Source organism: Paenibacillus sp. MAHUQ-63, from assembly GCF_028765165.1.
Classification (GTDB): domain Bacteria; phylum Bacillota; class Bacilli; order Paenibacillales; family NBRC-103111; genus Paenibacillus_E.
Genome location: NZ_JARADB010000002.1, coordinates 528,743 through 549,394 on the forward strand (window position 1 = coordinate 528,743; position 20,652 = coordinate 549,394).

18 protein-coding genes and 1 pseudogene are annotated in these 20,652 nt (G+C 50.5%); 12 read left to right on the top strand and 7 right to left on the bottom strand.

All coding sequences use genetic code 11. The features are described 5' to 3' along the window. Together PUT07_RS10515 and PUT07_RS10520 are read right to left on the bottom strand one after the other, a co-directional pair. The gene (locus PUT07_RS10515; RefSeq protein WP_274467901.1) at positions 1-699 is read right to left on the bottom strand and encodes a response regulator transcription factor; all 699 of its coding nucleotides are present in this window, start codon (positions 697-699) and stop codon (positions 1-3) included. A gap of 12 nt (positions 700-711) precedes the next feature. Next, entirely contained in the window at positions 712-2,070 is a 1,359-nt protein-coding gene (locus PUT07_RS10520; protein WP_274467902.1) for a sensor histidine kinase, read from the bottom strand. A 55-nt stretch (positions 2,071-2,125) separates the two neighbouring features. Between PUT07_RS10520 and PUT07_RS10525 the strand changes: the two genes are divergently transcribed. Both PUT07_RS10525 and PUT07_RS10530 read left to right on the top strand, forming a co-directional pair. Beyond that, on the top strand, positions 2,126-3,136 hold the full coding sequence (locus tag PUT07_RS10525) for a CPBP family intramembrane glutamic endopeptidase (RefSeq protein WP_274467903.1): 1,011 nt from the start codon (positions 2,126-2,128) through the stop codon (positions 3,134-3,136). Between the two features lie 5 nt (positions 3,137-3,141). After that, positions 3,142-4,122, top strand: coding sequence for an aldose 1-epimerase (locus PUT07_RS10530; RefSeq protein WP_274467904.1), 981 nt, complete (start codon positions 3,142-3,144; stop codon positions 4,120-4,122). Positions 4,123-4,175: 53 nt separating this feature from the next. Here the strand turns inward: PUT07_RS10530 and PUT07_RS10535 are convergent, their stop codons facing one another. Continuing rightward, positions 4,176-4,559, bottom strand: a complete 384-nt coding sequence (locus PUT07_RS10535; RefSeq protein ID WP_274467905.1) for a YmaF family protein — start codon at positions 4,557-4,559, stop codon at positions 4,176-4,178. Positions 4,560-4,619: 60 nt separating this feature from the next. Beyond that, complete coding sequence (locus tag PUT07_RS10540; RefSeq protein ID WP_274467906.1) at positions 4,620-6,713, bottom strand: LTA synthase family protein; 2,094 nt, start codon at positions 6,711-6,713, stop codon at positions 4,620-4,622. A gap of 158 nt (positions 6,714-6,871) precedes the next feature. Here PUT07_RS10540 and PUT07_RS10545 point away from each other — a divergent pair, with 158 nt between their 5' ends. Further along, a complete protein-coding gene (locus PUT07_RS10545) occupies positions 6,872-8,269 on the top strand; it encodes an MFS transporter (RefSeq protein WP_274467907.1) in 1,398 nt (465 codons plus the stop codon). A gap of 86 nt (positions 8,270-8,355) precedes the next feature. Here PUT07_RS10545 and PUT07_RS10550 read toward each other — a convergent pair whose 3' ends face one another. Both PUT07_RS10550 and PUT07_RS10555 read right to left on the bottom strand, forming a co-directional pair. Further along, positions 8,356-8,997 carry a DsbA family oxidoreductase gene (locus tag PUT07_RS10550; protein ID WP_274467908.1) on the bottom strand — a complete coding sequence of 214 codons (642 nt, stop codon included), beginning with the start codon at positions 8,995-8,997 and terminating at the stop codon, positions 8,356-8,358. A gap of 60 nt (positions 8,998-9,057) precedes the next feature. Continuing rightward, positions 9,058-9,879 carry an AraC family transcriptional regulator gene (locus tag PUT07_RS10555; RefSeq protein WP_274467909.1) on the bottom strand — a complete coding sequence of 274 codons (822 nt, stop codon included), beginning with the start codon at positions 9,877-9,879 and terminating at the stop codon, positions 9,058-9,060. A gap of 128 nt (positions 9,880-10,007) precedes the next feature. Between PUT07_RS10555 and PUT07_RS10560 the strand changes: the two genes are divergently transcribed. The 3 genes and pseudogenes from PUT07_RS10560 to PUT07_RS35600 all read left to right on the top strand — a co-directional run. Next, a complete protein-coding gene (locus PUT07_RS10560) occupies positions 10,008-12,035 on the top strand; it encodes a beta-galactosidase (protein ID WP_274467910.1) in 2,028 nt (675 codons plus the stop codon). Between the two features lie 98 nt (positions 12,036-12,133). Then, complete coding sequence (locus PUT07_RS10565; RefSeq protein ID WP_274467911.1) at positions 12,134-12,940, top strand: pyruvate, water dikinase regulatory protein; 807 nt, start codon at positions 12,134-12,136, stop codon at positions 12,938-12,940. Positions 12,941-13,874: 934 nt separating this feature from the next. Then, positions 13,875-14,006: pseudogene (locus PUT07_RS35600) on the top strand (transposase); the annotation flags it as partial. 284 nt (positions 14,007-14,290) lie between these two features. Here PUT07_RS35600 and PUT07_RS10570 read toward each other — a convergent pair. Beyond that, the gene (locus PUT07_RS10570) at positions 14,291-14,455 is read right to left on the bottom strand and encodes a hypothetical protein (RefSeq protein ID WP_274467912.1); all 165 of its coding nucleotides are present in this window, start codon (positions 14,453-14,455) and stop codon (positions 14,291-14,293) included. 433 nt (positions 14,456-14,888) lie between these two features. On the opposite strand from PUT07_RS10570, the gene yidD reads away from it, so the two are divergent. The 6 genes from yidD to PUT07_RS10600 all read left to right on the top strand — a co-directional run bounded on the left by yidD (position 14,889) and on the right by PUT07_RS10600 (position 20,651). Next, the gene (gene yidD / locus PUT07_RS10575; protein ID WP_274467913.1) at positions 14,889-15,137 is read left to right on the top strand and encodes a membrane protein insertion efficiency factor YidD; all 249 of its coding nucleotides are present in this window, start codon (positions 14,889-14,891) and stop codon (positions 15,135-15,137) included. Positions 15,138-15,512: 375 nt separating this feature from the next. Then, complete coding sequence (gene metG / locus PUT07_RS10580; RefSeq protein ID WP_274467914.1) at positions 15,513-17,510, top strand: methionine--tRNA ligase; 1,998 nt, start codon at positions 15,513-15,515, stop codon at positions 17,508-17,510. Between the two features lie 105 nt (positions 17,511-17,615). After that, positions 17,616-17,981, top strand: coding sequence for a hypothetical protein (locus PUT07_RS10585; protein WP_274467915.1), 366 nt, complete (start codon positions 17,616-17,618; stop codon positions 17,979-17,981). Between the two features lie 201 nt (positions 17,982-18,182). After that, on the top strand, positions 18,183-19,046 hold the full coding sequence (locus tag PUT07_RS10590; protein WP_274467917.1) for a metal ABC transporter substrate-binding protein: 864 nt from the start codon (positions 18,183-18,185) through the stop codon (positions 19,044-19,046). An 18-nt stretch (positions 19,047-19,064) separates the two neighbouring features. Continuing rightward, entirely contained in the window at positions 19,065-19,838 is a 774-nt protein-coding gene (locus PUT07_RS10595; protein WP_274467918.1) for a metal ABC transporter ATP-binding protein, read from the top strand. Positions 19,839-19,850: 12 nt separating this feature from the next. After that, positions 19,851-20,651, top strand: coding sequence for a metal ABC transporter permease (locus tag PUT07_RS10600; RefSeq protein ID WP_274467920.1), 801 nt, complete (start codon positions 19,851-19,853; stop codon positions 20,649-20,651). Position 20,652 lies beyond the last annotated feature (1 nt).

Here is a 20,652-nt window from a genome sequence, read left to right on the forward strand (position 1 = left end):
TCAAGGCTCGCCGTCCTTTTTCTTGTCTGGTCTGGTTTGCTCGAACAAGCCTAAATCCCGTATTTGCTGGGCGGCATCTTTGCTGCTTGAACTCCCCAACTTTTTCAAAATATGACCTACATGAATTTTGACCGTTCGCAGGGAGATGAAGAACCGGTTCGCAATCTCCGTTTGCGTATGGCCTTGGTCGATCATCTCCAGCACCTGGAGCTCTGTCGGGGTGATCATATCGCGAATTTCCTTCACCTTGAATTGATGCTCCAAGCGCTTCAACCGGCGGAACTCCTCCCGCATTTGTTCGGCAACAGCCGCATTGATGGACGCTTGGCGCGCATGAACGGCTCGGATAATAGCCGGAAGTTCTTCGAACCTGGATTTAATCTGGTAGTCGATAGCGCCGGCTTGAAACGAGCGGAAAATGAAATCCTTCTCCTCCATCGAAGTCAGCATAATGACTTTGACTCCCCATCCCAAGAACGCCTGTTCGGCAAGCGCGATCCCTGCAGGCTCATCCTGCAGCATGATATCCATCAATACGACGTCAACGCCCGGCTCTGCGCCCGCGAAGAGCTCTCTGGCCTCTTGCGCGGTCGAGACGGTATCTACGACCGTCAAGTCCTGCTGGCGGTTCAAATAAGCTTTGAGGCCGCGCAGCCAGTCTAGATCATCCTCTACAATCAATACGCGAATAGGTTCCAATGTGAACCCCCCTTATGTCTGTAATCCCTTCATCGGGAACGTGAGAAACACGCTGGTGCCTCGGCCGGGGGAGCTGCTCAGCTCCAACGAGCCGCCGTGTTTTTTCATCACGCTGTAGCAATAGGCGAGTCCGAGCCCGAAGTTGTTGCGTGACCCGCTTTTCGTCGTGTAGAATGGTTCCAGCACTTGCTTGAGCACCTCTTTGTCCATCCCCGTGCCCGTATCTTTAATTTCAAGCACGAGCTGCTTTTTGGTCTGAATGGTTCGTACGGTAATGACGCCGCCTTGCGGCATCGCTTCTACGGCGTTCATCAGCACATTCGTTAAGGTCTCGGCCATCTGAATCCGGTCCAGCGGCAGGATGATGTTCTCCGCGACGCTTACGTTCACTTCGATACCCGCCGCATAAGGCTTTAATGCCGGCAGCACTTCATCGATCAGCTCTCCGAGGCGGACCGGAGCCATGCGCAGCGGCAGCTCCTGCGTCTGTTCATGCACGCGGGTGATCATGTCGCGAATATGCGTGGAAGCTCCCATCACGACGTCGATGTCCCGCAGCAGCTCTTCCTGATTCGTTTCTTCGGCGTGCTGTCTCATCTTCTCGAGAAACAGGCGCATTTTGCCGACATCGTTCTTGATCGCATGATTTAAAATCGCCGTGCCTGACGTGATCGCGCGGAGCGTTGAATCCAGCTTGCGCCGTTCGATCAGAAGCCGCATGCCGAGAAAGCCGTATTTGAAGAACGTATAAATGAAAAAAGGCACCACGAAAGCGAGAATCCATACGTGGTACACCCACATCCGGTAGAATCCGAAGCTCGGCATCAAATAGTTCAGCACGCCTACACAAAGGATCGGCGGCAGAAGCGCCAAGCACGTGAACAAATGCGTGCGCTTCAGGGCCGGCAGCCGCTCTTTCTTCAGCACGATCATCACGGCGCCAATGAAGATATAGGGAACCGCCCAAAGGGCGACGACCCCGAACGATATCGGCAGTTCCTCGGTATAGCCGGGTGTGAACAGCAGGCACGCGAGGGGCGGAATGAGCAGCGCGAACGGAAGCCAGGCCCGTACCGGCGGCTTTTGCCAAGAAGTGTTATAGTTCAACGCGAGCATGGCGAATGAATAGGGCAGTCCGTAATAGGAGATGAGCGAGCAGATCCCCATCACGCGATAGAGCAAGCTTGTGATGGACGGATTGGGCACCGTGAGCTGGATATAGGGGATGAACGTTTCCGATAGAACGGCAGCGAGCGCTCCGAAGCCTCCTGTGAAAGCAATCGAGCTCATCCAGCGCATCGTGCTTGACCGGGGATCGATCATCAGAAGCCCGAGCGCGATAATCCAAAGCGCAAATAATACGAAAAGCATAAGTCCTCCACCTGTGCGAATCCATATTTTCTCTATTGTGGCATGGAGCCAACATTTGCACAAGAGTTCCTTTCCTATCAGACTGTGGCAGGATATGGGACATCCTTCACGAATAAATGGGAGAAGGGAGTGGAGCCTCATCGATCTTAAGAAGCAGCGAACGTCCATATCCATTATGACGATTGTGGGCAAAGTCCTGTTAACCCTGGTATTCATCGTCGTCATTACCGTTCTTGTCTCGGTAGCTGCAGCCGTGGCCGCCATTCTGCGGCAGCCGGATCTGGGATTGAGCATGGACGCTGTGGCGCGGGATCCTTTCTTCATCAAGGCAGCCTTGTGGGCGCAGATCTTCGGCTTCATCAGCGGTGTTCTCCTGTCATATGTCATTTTCGAGAGGCGCAAGGGCTGGAGCTTAGGCTTGCATACGCGCGGACTCGTCAGAAGGTTCGGCGAGGGCTTCGCGGCCGGAGCGCTGCTGATTACGGTGTCCTGCACAGGCATTTGGCTGCTCGGCGGCATCGCCATCCAAACCGGTTCATGGTCCCCGGCGTTAGGGCTTGAGCTCTTAAGCGGATTCTTACTGTTCGTCGGCGTTGCCGTTAATGAAGAGCTGTTCGCCCGGGGGTACCTGCAGGGGCTTGTCCAGGCGCGCTTCGGCGGCAAGGCAGCGGTCGCCGTGTCGACGCTGTTCTTCGCCCTGCTGCATGCATTCAATCCGGGCATGTGGAACTCCCCGATGCCGCTGATCAATCTGCTCTTGGCCGGGCTGTTGTTCGGCTTGGCGCGTGTACTTTCGGGAAGCCTATGGATGCCCGTCGGGCTGCATCTGTCCTGGAATTTCATCCAGGGCTGCATCTTCGGCTTCCAGGTATCCGGCACCCCGATGCCGTCACTTGCCCATGCCCGGGCTCAAGGAAGCGAGCTGCTTTCCGGCGGCGGCTTCGGCGCGGAAGGCAGCCTGGTCACCACAGCCGTGCTGGTCCTCGGGATGGCGGCATTAATCGCCTATTACAGAAGACGGCCCGTAACCCAATCCATTCAACACGTTAACGTTAAGGAGGAATGAATGATATGAATCGATACGAACTCATCCAGAGCGAGTGGGACGGTGAGTCGACGCTTCGCCTCGTCGACCGCGAAGCCCAAGCGACAGCCGAGGTCATTCCGGCTGTCGGCTTGCACTTGTTCCGCTTCGACGTGCGCGGCGAAGCTTACATCGCGAAGCCGGCCGGCGTCGCCGAGCTTCGCGAGAAGTCCTCGCGCTACGGCGTGCCCATTCTGTTCCCGCCGGGGCGCGTCAAACAGGCGGCCTTCACCTTCGAAGGCCGCGAATACCGGCTCCCGAAGAACCGGGAGCCGGATCACGCCCACGGCGAGCTGCGCGAGAAGCCGTGGAAGGTTGTGGCCAGCGGCGCGGACGCGGCTGGCGGGGCGTATGTCTCCGCGGAGTTCGACCTCGCGGAGCATCCGGACATGCTGGCGTATTATCCGCACGCCGCCTGCTTCCGCTTCACGTACCGGCTGAAGGACGGTACGTTGTCGCTCAGCGGTGAAATCGCCAACCGGAGCGGCAGCACGATGCCGCTGTCGCTTGGCTTTCACCCGTATTTCGCTTACGCGAGCGGCGAAGCCAGCCGCGTGAAGGTGGCCATCCCCGCGGCAGCGGAATGGCCGCTCAGCGCGGACGGCTACGCCGCGGGCGAGCCTGCGCCATCGGCGCTGACGGCGGCGCTCCGGGGAGGCGCTGTGCTGACGGAGCTGCCGAACTACCCGGGCGGCTCGCAGCTGCTCAGCATGGAGCCCGGCCCGCAAACGTGCGAGCTGCGCTATGAGGCTCGGGGCACGAAGCTTGTGTTTGAGATGGGAGAGAAGTTTCCCATTCACGTGCTGTTTACCGCGCCATGGACGGATGCGGTATCCCTGGAGCCGTACACGAGCATTATGAACGTGTTCAACGAGCCTTACGCCCCTGCGCTGTCCGGCGCGCAAGGCTTGGCGGCAGGAGAGACCTTCGCCTTCGCATGGTCGATCCGCATAACAGATTTAGCCTAAATAACAAAAGAGTCAAGCATAAGGTTCGAAGCCTTAAGCTTGACTCTTTTTTATTACCAAGGCTCATAGCTGAACCCGGCCGTCGAGTACCCGGAATATGAGTGCTGATGCCATTCCTCGATTTTGCCTTCCCTTGCTGCGGAAATTTGCAGCGCTTTGCCTCTTGGCGTGTTGAAGGCGTTGAGCTCGACGATCCCCTCGACACGATGATAGTGCGTGCCGTTTTGGAGCGGAATGGCAGGTCCTGTCGTTCCGAAGTAATTATGATAGTGGCCGTATTTGATCCCGGTTATGCCTTGATATTGATGGACATGTCCATCGTAGGCCGTTCCATTGACGTTGAAGGTGTATAACCGCAACAGGTGATTGTGGCCGAGCTCTACGGACGACATGATCTTGAAGAAGTGAACATGCGCCGGAGGAACGTAACATGGCATACAAGCTCCCCCTTTGAACAGGTTATGGTTCATCCTATTCTTGAATGGGAGAGCTCATGACTACGGAAGCGGGTACGGGTTCGACTGGCCGATTTTCATATGCTTGTCGTCATAGATCCGAACTTCGACCTGATGGGACGGAGCGCTCTCTAGTATTGGATTATCCGAAGAGGACAGATCGACATATAAGGTCGCGTCGCCATCGAAATTGGATTTGTACAGCTTGCCGTCGATATACACGTTGCACGAAGAATAAAACGGCTTGCCGGTTACTTTCAGCTTGTTCTCGCTCCGGCTCACTTGGCTGATGACGGGATCTCCGTAACCAAGCGTGTAGCCCTGCTGGACAATCGTATCTTTATAGCCTTTGGCTGCATACCCGTAGCGGCCGCCAAATAAATTATCATATTGCAGCTTTCTGTAATCGGCTAGATCGCTTTCCTTCAAGCCCGCTTGGTCCCACATGTTCTCTGGGGGTATGACCGGAAACTTTTGCGAGAGCTCATAGAGATAGTCGGTGTAATAACTGCCTTGGACGCCTGCCATATGCAAGAGCTTGGGCCCCAGAAATGACGGGCTCATCTTGAGCTCGAACTGTTCCTGGTCGGCAGGGAGGTAATTGTTCCAGATCAGAAATGGCGTATAATGGGTTTTCACATACAAATCCGGGTCATTCGGAAGCACATACTTCGCGTCGCGGTATACCCTATAATCATCTTCAAAAAATGGGAAATGATCCCCGAAGAACAACAGGATCGTCGGCTCCTGCCGCTTGGAGTAATAATCCACAAGCGATTGCAGCGCTTTGTCCGTCGCTGAGATGCCTTGCGCATAAGTTTCCAAAATACCCTTGGATTCAGCAGAAATATCGCCGGTTACTTCAATCGTATTCTTACTGAACTTACCGGGTTTGTAAGGATGATGATTTTCCATCGTGTTCGCAAAAATAAAATCAGGTCCCGCACTCTTCTCCGTCTCCTCGATAATTTTGTTCACAACCGCACGATCCGCATAGTTCGGACCTTCAAAGTCGTTAGGGAAATACTCGCTCGAAATAAATCGCGAGAAGCCGAAGTGCTTGTACACTTTGCGGCTGTCGAAGAAATAGCTGAAGAACGGGTTGATGGATGTCGCCGTATATCCTTGCCTCGTCATAATACTGGCCAGCGAATCGACGCCATGGTTCACATATTGAATGTAAGGAAGAATTTTATCAGGAGGCTGTCCGAAAAATCGCATCGAATTCCCCGACAAAACTTCGAATTCTACATTAGCCGTGCTCCCCCCGAATTGCGGCGACAGCATCCATCCGCTCGTGTATCGTTTTTGCAAGGCATGCAGGTTCGGAATCGGATCGCGGCTGAACGTAACGTTCTTCATCAGCGTTGGATCCCAGAAAGATTCTCCGAGCACGACGATCACATTCGGCTTTTTATCGCTTGCTGCCGGTTTCTCAGGAATTTTGGCAATAATCGATTCAATCGCTTTCTTGCTGTACCCCGCAGGCTTGTCTACGTTCAGAAAACCGAGCATTTTAACCGAGGAGTATAGATAGCCGTTCTCATCATACGTGATCGTTTGATCCCAAGGAACGGTATAGATGCCGTACAGCCTCATGAAAGGAATCGGCGCGTCCATGTAGAGGCTTGCCGCCATGACAATGGCGATAATCGCATATATACTGCGTTCGATCCAATTCAACGCGATTCGTTTGCCCCGCAAGAGCACATGGAATACAACAGCGGTTACAACAAGGAATAGGGCCGTACACCCGATGATGCGGTAATTTAAATACTCTTTCAGAAACGCGGTGTACGCCATGATCTGATTGTTAAAATACAAGTCCCATGGATAGTAGGGGCTTCCTATGGCCTGCAGTTTGCTTCCGCTGATTGCGCCAAGCGGCAGCAGCGCTGCACACAGCAGCCAGAACGATAGTTTGGCTCTGCCTGTGACGGCGATCAGGAATACATAGAGGGTTCCGACAACGAAATAAGCGAGAACCATAGAGAGCGGGTGATGCAAGACCCACTCATGAAGCCCTTCGTAGGAGCCGCGCTCCAAATACTCGACCATAGCCATTAAGATAAATGGAATGACCAGGATCATCAGTCGAGAGGGGAGATGTTTTAGTAAGCGAATGAAAGCCTTCATGTTCGTAACTCCTGTTCTATTAATGCAAGTCCATGGATCATTATCTTATATCCTGGCAAAAGATGAAAGATACCTATTGACAGATCTAACTATAATAATTATTATTACAGTTAATTGTGATTGAAAAGTTTACAGTTAATTAGCCGGAGGTGGAAACGATGCAGCATGTTGCAACTGCAACAGAAGTGGCGCAAGAGAAAGTGATAGATGCCAAGAAGGCTGTGCCATGGATTATTTTTCTTATCTTTTTTGCGGTTTTGAACGAAACGGTATTCAACGTCTCAACGCCGGAGATCGCCAAGCAGTACGCGATTACGCCGACAGGTGTCAGCTGGGTGCTGACGACGTTCATTATCTTTTTCGGTATCGGATCCGTTATTTACGGCCGTTTATCGGATATTTTTTCGCTGAAAAAGCTGATCGTCGCCGGTATACTTATTTATAGCGTCGGATCCGCATTAGGCTTCGCGCTTCAAGCGTGGTATCCTGCCGTCATTTTTGCCCGCGCCGTGCAGGGGGCCGGCGCATCAGCCATTCCGGCCTTGGTCATGGTCGTCGTCGCCCGTTATTTCTCGCCTTCGGATCGAGGGAAGGTATTCGGGCTTCTGACCTCGACGGTATCCTTCGCCATCGCCGTTGGACCGGTGGTAGGCGGGTTCGTCTCCGCGACATTCCACTGGACGTATTTATTTATCATTCCGCTGTTTACGCTTATTTCCATTCCGTTCTTCAATCAGATATTGCCTGAAGAGAAGCGCAAACCAGGCAGTGTCGATATGCTCGGCGCAGCGCTCGTGGCGCTTTCGGTAGCGGGTATTACCGTCTACCTGTCATACCCGCATTGGTACTTTTTAGCGGCAAGCGCCGCACTGCTCATCTGGTTTATATTTCACATTCGGCAGGCCAAAGATCCGTTCATTGAGCCTTCCTTATTTAAAAACAAACTGCTTCGCGGCGGTTTGATTGTCGGCTTCCTCGTCTTCTGTACGGTCATGGGCATCATGTTCGTCATTCCGCTCATGCTGGCCAAAGTCAACGATCTCAGCACCAGTACGATCGGTCTTATTCTATTCCCGGGCGCTATGTGTTCCGTCATCTTCGGAACGATCGGCGGCAACTTGGCGGATAAGCGGGGAAACAATTATGTCGTGTTTATCGGGCTCGGCCTGCTCGTTATTTCCCTAGCGGCCATCGCGCTCATGGTCGGTCATTCGCCATGGCTCATTTCGGCGGCGCTGCTGCCTACTTATGTCGGCTTCTCCTTCGTCCAAACCGCTCTGGCCAATCGTGTCTCCTTAACGCTTGATGTGAGCGAGACGGGGGTGGGGATGGGGCTGTTCAACCTCATCACCTTCATCTCGGGAGCGGTCGGAACGGCCCTTGTTGCCAAACTGCTGGATGGCGGCTTCATGGACTTTTATACGAATCCCGTTCTCAGCACGTTAACGGCGGTTCCATTCAGCAACCTGCTGATCATTTTTGCCGCTGTTATTATCCTCAGCGGGCTGTTTTACAAGCGGATTTTTGCCAGAAAGACGGCTTCCGTTTCAGTCTAACACATGCCAAAAACCGGCCTCTCTTCAAGCTTCAAGAGGGCCGGTTTTTTACTGCCTGTTAACCCCAGGCAGACGGACTGCGTTATTTATTCCTCGTCGGAATTCTCCGTACTAATTTGCTGCAAAACTTGCAGGAAAGTAGCCGAAGGCTGAGCGCCGGTAAGAGCATACTTGCGGTTGATGACGAAGAAAGGCACGCCGGTAACGCCGGCCTCACTTGCAAAATCCAAATCGGCTTCCACCTGCTCCAGACCAGCGTTCGCGTTCAACTGCTCAGCCGTTTGTTCGCGGTTCATTCCGATTCGTTCGGCGGTATCTAACAGAGCCTCGAAGGAACCCACATCCAGTCCGTCTTCGAAATAAGCTTTGAATAACGCGTCAACCAGCGGTTTTTTGAGTTCTTCAGGGGCAATTGCAAGCAGCTGATGTGCTTTCAGCGTGTTCGGCATTTTCTCAACCTTCGAGAAATCAAAGTGAAGTCCGGCCGCCTTGCCGGCCTCCGTCACCTGCTGGAACATGCCGTTCAATTGATCCTCACCCGTGCGGAATTTATTCGCCATGAGCTCGCGGAAAGGGTGGCCTTCCAGCGGAGTCGTGGGGTCGAGTTGGTAAGCGCGGTAGTGAATCTCAACAGGCTCGGCATCGAATGAAGCCAGCGCATCCTCCAAATTCTTTTTGCCGATCCGGCACCAAGGGCAAACAATATCTTCGAAAATTTCAATTATCATATCGGCAAACTCCTCGAATTAGAATAGTTACTATATTTTTATTATAGCGCATTGAAACAGTTAATTCATCTGCCTGAAACGTTCTGGCGTCAAGCCGACATGCTTGCGGAAGCTGGACACGAAATGGCTGACATCGCGGAAGCCTGCCCGAATCGCTACTTCCTTGACCGTCTTGTTCGGAAACTGAAGCAGCATTTCCTTAGATTTACGCAGACGCATTCGAATTAAATACGCATAAGGCGATAAACCGAAGGCGATCCGGAACATCGTATTCATATGCCGCGGTGTGACGGCCAGCACGCCGGCCATTTGCTCCAAGCTTGTATCAGGGTTCACGTAGTGCGTCTCCAACCACCTGAGCAATGGCTGCAAATGCGCGATTTGATTGCGGATCGATACGCGATTGTTGATCTCGCCATGCTTTTTAAGCTGAATGAAGAAACGGTACAAATCAGATGAGGCATCGTAGTCTGTATACTCGGAGCCTGCATCCATGTGCGCAAGAATTTGCCCTAACTCGAGCTGCAGCGGACCGTCCTCGTCCCACCTGTATACGGCGGATTCCATCAGCTCCAGCGTGCTGAGAATCGCTTCTGCGCAAGCTCCGCTGAAGGTGACATATTGCGTGCACCAGGTATCCGTTGTGGCGTAGTAAGCATGCGGGACGCCCGGCAGAAGCAGCACGCCAGTCCCTTTAGGCAGCGCATACTTCTTTCCGTCCAGCACAAACTCGCCTTCGCCGTCGTACGTTTGCAGCCAATGATAGCAAGGATAGCCCTCCGGCCTTACGAGCTTCTCTTGATCTTCATGATGTCCGATACTTTCGATAAAAAGCGGAAACGGTTGCGCAGTCGAAGGCGTTAATTGGTATCTTTTATGCATGTTAAGATGCCACCTGTTCCATTTTTTTATATAGGTTCGTAAAAATATTATATTTTAAGATGAAATAGAATCCAATACAATGAATTTATTCTTATATGAACATTGAGGGATGGAAGAGGTGCATTAGCGTGATTAATGACAAGCTACCGAAAATATGGTACGGCGGGGACTACAATCCCGAGCAATGGGATAAAGAAGTGATGGATGAAGATGTGCGGATGTTCAAACTCGCCGGCATCGATGTAGCCACTGTTAACGTATTTTCGTGGGCTCGCATCCAGAAGAATGAAGAGTCCTATGATTTTGAGTGGTTAGACGACATTATTAACAAGCTTTATGAGAATGGGACCTATGTATGCTTGGCTACCAGTACGGGAGCCCATCCCGCATGGATGGCGCACAAGTATCCCGATGTGCTGCGCGTCGATTTTGAAGGGCGCAAGCGCAAATTCGGCGGCAGGCACAATTCATGCCCGAACTCCCCGACATATCGCAAATATTCGGCGCTGCTAGCCGACAAGCTGGCAGAGCGGTATAAGGAACATCCGGCCGTCCTGATTTGGCACATCTCCAACGAATACGGCGGTTACTGCTACTGCGATCAATGTGCGGCAAGCTTCCGCGTCTGGCTTCAGGACCGTTATACTTCGCTGGCTGCCTTGAATAAAGCATGGAATACGAGCTTCTGGGGACACACCTTCTATGAGTGGGAAGAAATCGTACCGCCGAATGCGCTTTCCGAAGAGTGGGGAGAGGACAATACGAACTTTCAAGGCATTTCGCTGGACTATCGCAGATTCATGTCCGATAGCTTGTTGGAATGTTATAAATTAGAATACCATGCAGTCAAAAAACACACGCCGGAGCTGCCGGTAACCACCAATTTGATGGGTTTGTACAAGCCATTGGATTACTTCAAATGGGCAAAATACATGGATGTCATCTCCTGGGACAACTACCCGTCATTGAATACACCGACAAGTCTAACCGCAATGACGCACGATTTGATGCGCGGCTTGAAGCAGGGCCAGCCATTCATGCTGATGGAGCAAACTCCCAGCCAGCAAAACTGGCAGCCTTATAACTCCTTGAAGCGGCCGGGCGTCATGAAGCTTTGGAGCTACCAAGCCGTGGCTCGCGGAGCGGATACCGTGATGTTCTTCCAGCTGCGGAGATCAGTCGGGGCATGCGAGAAATACCACGGTGCGGTTATCGAGCACGTCGGACATGAACATACACGTGTTTTCCGGGAGTGTGCGGAGCTGGGGGCAGAGCTGCAGACGTTGTCTGACAAACTGTTGGACTCCAGAGTGCGTGCCCGAGTCGCAATCGTCTATGATTGGGAAAACCGTTGGGCCGTTGAGCTTTCCAGCGGACCGACCGTCGCGCTGAAATACGTCGATGAAGTTCATAAATACTATGATGCTCTTTATCAGCAAAACATCCAGACAGACCTGATCGGGACCGACGACGATCTAACCGGCTATGATATCGTTATCGCTCCGGTTCTCTACATGCTCAAAGAAGGCTATGCGGCGCGCGTTGAGGCGTTCGTTCAAGGTGGAGGCACCTTCCTCACCACCTTCTTCAGCGGCATCGTCAATGAGAGCGATATCGTTACCCTTGGCGGCTACCCAGGCGAACTGCGCAAAGTACTTGGCATTTGGGCGGAAGAGATCGATGCCCTGTTCCCTGACCAGCGCAACCAAATCGTCCTCAACGAGGCGTGGGGCGCGCTGCAAGGAGAATATGAGTGCGGCCTCCTGTGCGACCTTATCCATGCGGAAGGAGCCGAAGTCAAAGCCGTCTATGGCAGCGATTTCTATCAGGGAATGCCGGCGCTGACCGTCAACAAATACGGCTCAGGCCAAGCGTGGTATATGGCATCAAGTCCTGAGCCCGCTTTCTTGCAGGGATTCATCCGCAACCTGTGTCAGGAGAAAGGCATCGTAGCTCCTATCCTGCCGGTAGCAGGCGTTGAAATCTCGGAACGTGTCAAAAATAAGGAATCGTTTATGTTCGTCATGAACCACAACAATCAGCCGACTAAGGTAGAACTGGGCGCTTTCAAAGCAACGGATCTGCTTTCCGGGCAATTCGTCGAAAATAACGTCACCATCCCAGCCAAAGGCGTTCTTATTCTGCAGCAAAAGTAAAAAAACAAGCCATAACCTTTATCTTTTTCCAAAGATAGAGGTTTTTTTGTTTTTTAGGTATAATTTAATCGTAAAGTAGGTTCAAGAGGGGGTGCCGTGTGACCGAACAACAGCAGTTGTTTATTTGCTCAGATTCAATTGGAGAAACCGCCGATGCCGTTGCCAGGGCTACCATTCGTCAATTTAATTCCGAACAGATCAGGATCAAGCGTTACGGTCATATCAGCGGGCAAGATGAAATCGTGCAAATGCTGCAGGAGGCGGCTGCTGCCGGAGGATTTGTCGCCTATACCTTAGTCCAGCCGGAACTTCGTGAAACGATGAGGAATGAAGCTTTTCGTCTGGGAGTCAAAGCTGTTGACATCATGGGGCCGATGCTCGAAGCTTTCTCCGAAACTTATGGAGATAAGCCCAAGCGCAAGCCTGGCCTGCTGCACGAGATGGACGCCCATTACTTCCGCCGCGTAGATGCAATTGAATTCGCTGTCAAATATGACGACGGCAAAGACAACCGCGGCATGCTGCAAGCCGAAGTCGTCCTCATCGGAGTCTCTCGAACGTCCAAAACACCGCTAAGCATCTACCTAGCGCATAAAGGCATCAAATCGGCCAACCTGCCTATTATTCCGGAGATCAAACTGCCGGCTGAGCTGTTCAAAATTCCCGCCAAGCGCATCATTGGCCTCACCATGGATGCCAGTCAAATCCTGCAGATTCGTCTTGAGCGTCTCAAAACCGTTGGCCTTCCGGACGGCTCCGAGTACGCCACCTATCGCCGCATCCAAGACGAACTCGCTTATGCCGAATCCATCATGAAACAGCTTAATTGTCCGATAATCAACGTCACCAACAAAGCGATTGAAGAAACGGCTGAAGTTATTCTCGACCTCATCTCAATCAGATAAATTCAATTCCAGCGATGCCCTGAGCGCCTAACGCTCAGGCTTCGCTTTTCTATTGCTTCGTTTCCGCTCCACGCCCCCGAACCCTGAAGCCTGAACCCTGAACCCTGAGCCTCGACCTCCGACCCCCGAACTCCACACCCTGAACTCTCGCGATTACGATCCCTGACTCTCTGTACAAGGCAAACACCTCGTAACTTATATCCGGTTTATCGGGCGGCGCATTCCTACATCAGCCACCTTGTCCAGTCTCGTCCTTAGTACCTGTCGTGAACCTAGTGCCCGGCCAATCAATCCATTGATAAAACACATTTTCTGTTGTATCTACAAACTACAATTCGTACCTCCGGGAAGCCTGCCGTGAACCAAGTGCTAGGGCACTCAATCTATTGATAAAACATATTTTCTGTAGTATCTACAAACTTATAATTTCTACTTTTGAATTCCCAAAACTGAGCTTACATGCTTTTATCCCTAATTAGAATTATTTACAATAGACACTAGATCCTATAGGATAACTTCCACTAAAAACTCCAACCTGATTTACTGCTGCTAAAACTCTGAACCGAATTATTTCTACAGAATCCCTAGTAAGGTAGCCTCAACAACACTCTAAACTGAGTTGCATCTGCTAAAAACCTAGCAGAGAATTACTTCATCAAATCTCTTACAGGTTTAATTTGACCCAATTTTTCACAGGATTACTTCCACTTAAACTCTAACCTGATCTATCTCAACTCAAAGAATTACGTTTGCTTTGTATATACAACAGAATCTTTTATTTATGAATATTAGGCATGGTTAGAGCAGCTTTTTGTAAAAAATATTTCCGACAAACCCTTCCAATCGGAACATATGTTTGGTATAATAAAGGAGAACAAATGTTTGGTGTTGGGGTGGGATAGTGAGCAGACAATATGTTAATCTGGATTCAACAGTGCTTCATACAGAAGAGGAATGTGAGGAGTTTTTGTCGGAATTGCGCTGGTCCAGCGGCTTTCATTGTCCTTGGTGTGACCATAACGAAGCGTTCAATATACGAACGAGAAGATTATTAGAGTGCAAGGAGTGCCGCATGCAGGTTTCAATTACCGCGGGCACAATCATGCATAAATCAAAACTTCCATTACTGGTCTGGTTTCAGGCTATTCACCTTTACATTCAAGCGGAGGGGAGTATGACGGTTAGTAGTCTTGCCCGTTCGCTAGGAATAAATTATAGAAGTGCCCAACTTCTAATGAAAAAAATTATATTTTCGTATGAATATACGAATCATAGGCTTAATGTATTAAGTAAGTCAGAAAATTCCGGGGTAAATGTGCAGAAGCATACATCTCAAGCAGACTCGGACTGTCAGCTAATATCGATAGGGTCGACACCAGCGAATCTCTCCGAACTGACTCCGAAATCTTCATTTTCCGCATCAACTTCAACTTTCACTTCAACTTTCACTTCAACTTCAACTTTCACTTCAACTTCAACTTCAACTTCTACATCTAGTCCCACATTTACTTCCATATCTACTTCCTCATCTACTTCACTTCCTACTTACTCCTTAAGCACCGCTACTTCTTCCTTGAGCACTTCAACCTCATCGACATGGGATTTTCAATCCTATATCGAATCCAAGATGAATCGATTAAGTAACAAATTAAGCATACGGCGCATAGATCCTAGGAAGCCTATCGGTCTATCACATTATCATAATAAGTTGAAAGGTAATCATACGTTAGATTGTCGTACCTTGCTGCGGAAATGGTTCAGAATGGCGGTTTCGAACTATTTTTATCAGACTTTTCTTAACTATTTCCAAATGTCAGCGTAAATATGGCGTACATCTACATCCTCCACATCATATCGGCGGTAGGATGATTTGACCCCGATCTTTTTTTCAGGCATGATGAGGAAGTAACATATGCTGATATTTTGGAGTAGGGAGCGAGCCGCGAATATGAAAAGGACGTTGCAGATTCCGATTCATTTCTATCGAAAGTTTATATCGCCGTTGAAGCCGCCTACCTGCCGGTTTTATCCTACATGCTCGCAGTACGCACTGGAGGCCATAGAGGTTCATGGAGCACTGAAAGGATCATGGCTCTCGGTCAAAAGAATATGCAAATGCCACCCGTTCCATCCAGGCGGAATCGACTATGTACCGCCGCGGGAGGATAAATTAACTCATAACGATCAGTCGGCTTGACAGGCGGCTCTTCTTTTCGATATATTTGCCTTAAGATGTTGAATATGGTTCGATGAACGGATAAGTACAAATGGAAGCCTATGAACAGAGAGCCGGGTCAGGTGAAAGCCGGTATAGGAACAAGTTTGGAATATGGTCCCGGAGAATAAGCCTTCGAGCTGCCCAGTGGCAATGTCACAGCTGTGATTTGCATGCACATTTGGGAGTAAGCTGGCTTCGTGTCCCAGCGTTAATGGGCAAGTCAATATTGACTTACTGAGCCCCGAGCTTGCGAAAGGCGGGGGAACCTGGGTGGTACCGCGTGAGTTCAGCTCTCGTCCCAAGATGGATGAGGGCTTTTTGTGTTTTCTACTTTTGTTTTAGGAGGAACGAGGAATGACAACGAAATCGAACAGTTTCTACATCACAACCCCGATTTATTATCCGAGTGATAAGCTTCATATCGGTCATGCTTATTCGACGGTGGCTGGCGATGCAATGGCGCGATATAAGCGCCTGCGCGGCTTTGATGTCCGGTACTTAACAGGAACGGATGAGCACGGTCAGAAGATTGAACGCAAGGCGCAGGAGAAGGGGACGACTCCGCAACAATTTGTGGATCAAATCGTTGCCGGTATTAAGGAGCTCTGGAGCAAGCTTGATATTTCTTATGACGATTTTATTCGTACGACGGATGATCGTCATAAGCAGGCGGTTGGCAAGATTTTTCAAAGATTGCTTGATCAAGGCGATATTTATTTGGGTGAGTATGAAGGCTGGTACTGTATCCCGGATGAGTCTTTCTTCCCGGAAAGCAAGCTGGTTGACGGGAAATGTCCGGATTGCGGACGTCCTGTCGAGAAAATGAAGGAGCAAACGTATTTCTTCCGCATGAGCAAATATGCGGATCGGTTGGTGCAATATTATGATGAGAATCCGGATTTCATCCAGCCGGAGTCCCGCAAGAATGAAATGTTGAACAATTTCATCAAACCGGGTCTTGAAGATTTGGCGGTATCGCGGACAACGTTCGACTGGGGGATTAAGGTTCCCGGCGATCCTAAGCATGTCATCTATGTTTGGATCGACGCGCTGTCGAATTACATTACTGCACTGGGCTATGGCTCCGAAGATGACAGCTTGTTCGAGAAATATTGGCCCGCTGACGTGCATTTGATGAGCAAAGAGATTGTGCGTTTCCATACGATTTACTGGCCGATCATGCTGATGGCGTTGGATATTCCTCTGCCGAAGAAAGTGTTTGCGCACGGCTGGCTGCTCATGAAGGACGGCAAGATGTCGAAGTCGAAGGGCAATGTGGTTGATCCGGTAACGTTGATTGACCGTTACGGTCTCGATGCGCTTCGGTATTACTTGATGCGCGAAGTTCCTTTCGGTGCTGACGGTACGTTCACGCCGGAAAGTTTCGTGGAGCGGGTCAATCATGACCTCGCCAATGATTTGGGGAATTTGCTGAACCGTACGATCGTTATGATCGATAAGTACTTCGCCGGCCGAATTCCCGCTTATGTTGCCGGGGCTACCGAATTCGACGAAAGTCTCCTGGAGACTGTCCGCACAACGGTAGCGAAGTATGAGGAAGCGATGGAGAAGATGGAGTTCTCCATCGCCCTGGCCGCCGTGTGGCAGCTGATCTCCCGCACGAACAAATATATCGACGAGACGCAGCCGTGGTCGATGGTAAAAGACGAAGCCAAGCGTGAAACTCTTGGCTCGGTGATGTATGTGCTGGCCGAGTCCCAGCGCATTTCATCCGTATTGCTGCGTCCGTTCCTGACGAAGACGCCGCAATTGATCTGGCAGCAGCTTGGTCTGGCTGCTGAAGATCTGCCGCGCTTGACCGGATGGGAAAGCGTGCAGAGCTTCGGGCATCTCCCTGCGGGCACCACTGTGCAGAAGGGAGAGCCGATGTTCCCGAGACTGGACGCCGCGGCAGAGGTTGCCTACATCGTCCAGGCGATGGGCGGAGGCGACGCTTCCAGCGCCGCTGAAGAGAAGGCAGCAGCCCCTGCAGAGGCTGCTTCGAGCGTACCCGCGCCGGAACCTAAGGACGAAATCGGCATTGACGATTTCGCCAAGGTGGAGCTGCGCGTGGCACAGGTGATATCGGCGGAACCTGTCAAAGGCGCCGATAAGCTATTGAAGCTGCAGCTCGATCTCGGTTACGAGCAGCGGCAAGTCGTCTCGGGCATCGCGAAGTTCTACTCGCCCGAGGAGCTGGCTGGACGCAAGGTCATCTGCGTCACGAACCTGAAGCCCGCCAAGCTGCGCGGCGAGCTGTCCCAAGGTATGATTCTCGCCGCATCGCATGGCGACCAATTGACGCTTGCCACTGTGCCGGATTCGATGCCGAACGGCGCCATTGTCAAGTAAGCGAGCACATGCCGCTTCCCTGTAATTACTAAGGGGAGCGGCGTTTTTTTTGAGGTGTACCGGGCATTCTAAAGGAAACTAATCACGAATTACGGAGTGAGATGCATGAGTGCTCGGTACGCGAAGCTATTGTTTATCACAGGCATGGTGTTCGTTCTGACATCTTGTTCGCTTTTTGGCGGAGGCTCAGATAAAAAGAAAGAAGAGAAAGAGAAGAAGGAAACGAAAGCCCAAGGCAAGAAGGAAGACAACAGTATCATCAACCAAGAGTTGAAGAAACAGTATGAGATGTATAATGAGATCATTCAATATAAGTGGCAACAAGAAGAGAAGTTGAACAAGCAATCCGAAGAGCGATACAAGAAGCTGAAAGAAGAGAGCGAGAAGTCCCAACAATCGAAATCCGATAAGAAGGAAAGCTCTGACAAATCCAAGAAGAAAACAGAAGATAGTAATGGGAGTTCCTCTTAGGATTTAAAGAATTAAGGCTATGCTGTGACAATTCGCAGCATGCCTTTTTTATTTTAGCCGGCTATTGTATTGACTTCATCTGGGGGGACTCGTATAATCAATTCGTTAATAAAAAATATTACGATTTAGACATGGGTGGAGTGAGGTTCCTTGGTTCGTATAAAAAAAATACTTCTTATAGCATTATTGGCTGTAATGGCAATGTTGATCGTTGGTTGCGGCAGCTCTTCGAAAGCAACATTGGTTGAAGGCAAAGTGAATGTGGTCACCAGCTTTTATCCTCTATATGAGTTTACGAAGGAGATTGGCGGCGAGTATGTGAATGCCATCAACCTCGTTCCGGCTGGTGTAGAGCCTCACGATTGGTCGCCAAAAAGCAGAGATATCAAAAATATGACACAAGCCCAAGTTTTCGTGTATCAAGGCGCGGGGTTTGAAGGTTGGGTAAAAGATTTCTTGGGGAGTCTGTCCGCAGATTCGACTTTAAAGGTTGTCGAGGCCAGTCAAGGGGCCAATTTGATAAAAACGGCAGAAAATAAAGAGGAATTCGATCCTCATGCATGGCTAAGCCCGTTAAATGCTGTAAAAATGGCTAATAATATTAAAGATGCGTTAATTAGCGCCGATCCTGCGCATAAGGAAGCGTATGAACGAAATTATGCCAGCTATGCGGCGAAATTAAACGATTTGGACGCTCGTTATAAAAAAGAGCTAGGTCAGACGTCGAAGAAGGAAATCGCCGTATCCCATCAAGCTTTTGCCTATTTGTGCAGAGATTACGGTTTGACGCAATTGGCGATTATGGGGTTATCGCCTGATGCCGAGCCTACGGCGCAGGATTTGAAGAAAATGAATGAATACATCAAAGAGCATCAGTTGAAATATATATTTTTTGAGGAGCTTGTATCCGATAAGCTGGCCAAAACGCTGGCCAATGATGCCAAGGTAGATACCATGGTCCTCAACCCCCTAGAAGGCTTAACGGAAGAGCAAGCCAAAGCCGGCGAGACGTATATTTCGGTTATGGACAAAAATTTGAAAAATCTAGTGATCGCTTTACAATAAGAAGAGAGGTTTCAAGCTATGAGCCAAAAAGATTTTTGCCACCGGAGTATCGTATCGATCGATGATGTGTCTTTCTCATATGAGCAGAAGAAAGTCATTGATAAGCTCCAGTTTCAAGTGCTTGAACGGGATTTTGTCGGTGTCATCGGCTCGAACGGCGCTGGGAAAACGACCTTGCTCAAAATGCTCGTCGGGCTCCTTAAACCGACAAGCGGTGAGATTCGGCTGTTCGACAGTCCGCTGAGCCAATTCAAAGATTGGGAACGAATCGGCTATGTTCCCCAAAAAAATGCGTTCAACCCTCTTTTCCCGGCGACTGTCCGGGAGATTGTTTTATCGGGGATGTACAGCAAGAAGCGGATTTATCGCCGGCTGTCCAAGGCCGACCTGCAAAAAGCGGAAGACGCGATGCTCGCTATGCGCATCGAGGACTTGGCTGACCGCAAAATCGGCCAGCTGTCCGGCGGCCAGCAGCAGCGCGCTTTCCTCGCGCGCGCCATCGTCAACAACCCGGAGCTGCTCATTCTGGATGAGCCAACGGTTGGCATCGATGCCGAGACGCAGAGCGGATTTTTCCGAATGATCCGGCACATGCACCAGCATCATCATATGACGTTCATCATGGTATCTCATGACATGGACATGATGCAGTCTTATTTGGGTGCGGAGCCCAAACAGGTTAGCGGCGGGATTAAGTTTCATGTGAAGCACACCCATGATCCGGAGGATTGCCGAGAGACGAATTTGACACATTCGATCGGGCAGATTCGCGAGATGATCGGAGTTCAGTAAGGAGCGGGCATTTTGGACATATTTACGGAGTATTTTTTTCAACGCGCTTTAATCGGTGGCATACTGATTGGGCTAATCGCGCCTTTGATGGGCGTTTTTCTTGTCCTGCGGCGGTTATCGATGATCGGGGATACGTTGGCCCACGTCTCGATCGCCGGGGTCGCCCTCGGGTTTCTCATTCATGTATATCCGCTTGGCGTCGGTCTGGTATTTGCGCTGCTGGCTTCGTTCGCAATTGAACGGCTGCGCAAAGCCTACAAGACCTATGCGGAGCTTTCGATCGCGATCATTATGTCAGGCGGCGTAGCGTTTGCCACGATACTTTTTACGCTCGGAAAAGGCTTTAATATGAACGTCATGAGCTATTTGTTCGGGAGCATCTATACGCTCGATCAACAAGACTTATGGGTCGTGCTCGGCGTTACGGTGCTTGTTGTCGGCGTCATCGCCGTACATTTCAAAGAGTTCTTTCTCATGTTCTTCGATGAAGATGCAGCGAGCGTAAGTGGACTTCCGCTCCGGTATTATAATATGATGATTACAATGCTGACGGCGCTTGTCATTTCCGTTGCTATCAAAATCGTGGGGGCTCTTCTTGTTTCCTCATTGTTAACGATTCCGGTAGCGTGCAGTCTGTTAGTGGCAAGAAGCTTCAAGCATTCGGTCATTTTAGCTGTGATTTTCTCGGAAATTGCCGTGGTGATCGGACTGGTCATTGCAGGTGTATGGGATCTCGCTCCTGGCGGAACGGTCGTCCTATCGCTTATTGCGATATTGATCGGGATCATTTTAAAAAGAGGATTGAGGATTTGAT

What these genes read in the sequence shown, in the direction of transcription:
- PUT07_RS10535 (WP_274467905.1), bottom strand. Translation starts at nt 4,559, where the DNA reads ATGCCATGTTACGTTCCTCCGGCGCATGTTCACTTCTTCAAGATCATG.
- PUT07_RS10570 (WP_274467912.1), bottom strand. Translation starts at nt 14,455, where the DNA reads ATGGAAGTAAATGTGGGACTAGATGTAGAAGTTGAAGTTGAAGTTGAA.
- PUT07_RS10555 (WP_274467909.1), bottom strand. Translation starts at nt 9,879, where the DNA reads ATGCATAAAAGATACCAATTAACGCCTTCGACTGCGCAACCGTTTCCG.
- PUT07_RS10530 (WP_274467904.1), top strand. Translation starts at nt 3,142, where the DNA reads ATGAATCGATACGAACTCATCCAGAGCGAGTGGGACGGTGAGTCGACG.
- metG (WP_274467914.1), top strand. Translation starts at nt 15,513, where the DNA reads ATGACAACGAAATCGAACAGTTTCTACATCACAACCCCGATTTATTAT.
- PUT07_RS10540 (WP_274467906.1), bottom strand. Translation starts at nt 6,713, where the DNA reads ATGAAGGCTTTCATTCGCTTACTAAAACATCTCCCCTCTCGACTGATG.
- yidD (WP_274467913.1), top strand. Translation starts at nt 14,889, where the DNA reads ATGAAAAGGACGTTGCAGATTCCGATTCATTTCTATCGAAAGTTTATA.
- PUT07_RS10520 (WP_274467902.1), bottom strand. Translation starts at nt 2,070, where the DNA reads ATGCTTTTCGTATTATTTGCGCTTTGGATTATCGCGCTCGGGCTTCTG.
- PUT07_RS10590 (WP_274467917.1), top strand. Translation starts at nt 18,183, where the DNA reads ATGTTGATCGTTGGTTGCGGCAGCTCTTCGAAAGCAACATTGGTTGAA.
- PUT07_RS10585 (WP_274467915.1), top strand. Translation starts at nt 17,616, where the DNA reads ATGAGTGCTCGGTACGCGAAGCTATTGTTTATCACAGGCATGGTGTTC.
- PUT07_RS10595 (WP_274467918.1), top strand. Translation starts at nt 19,065, where the DNA reads ATGAGCCAAAAAGATTTTTGCCACCGGAGTATCGTATCGATCGATGAT.
- PUT07_RS10550 (WP_274467908.1), bottom strand. Translation starts at nt 8,997, where the DNA reads ATGATAATTGAAATTTTCGAAGATATTGTTTGCCCTTGGTGCCGGATC.
- PUT07_RS10545 (WP_274467907.1), top strand. Translation starts at nt 6,872, where the DNA reads ATGCAGCATGTTGCAACTGCAACAGAAGTGGCGCAAGAGAAAGTGATA.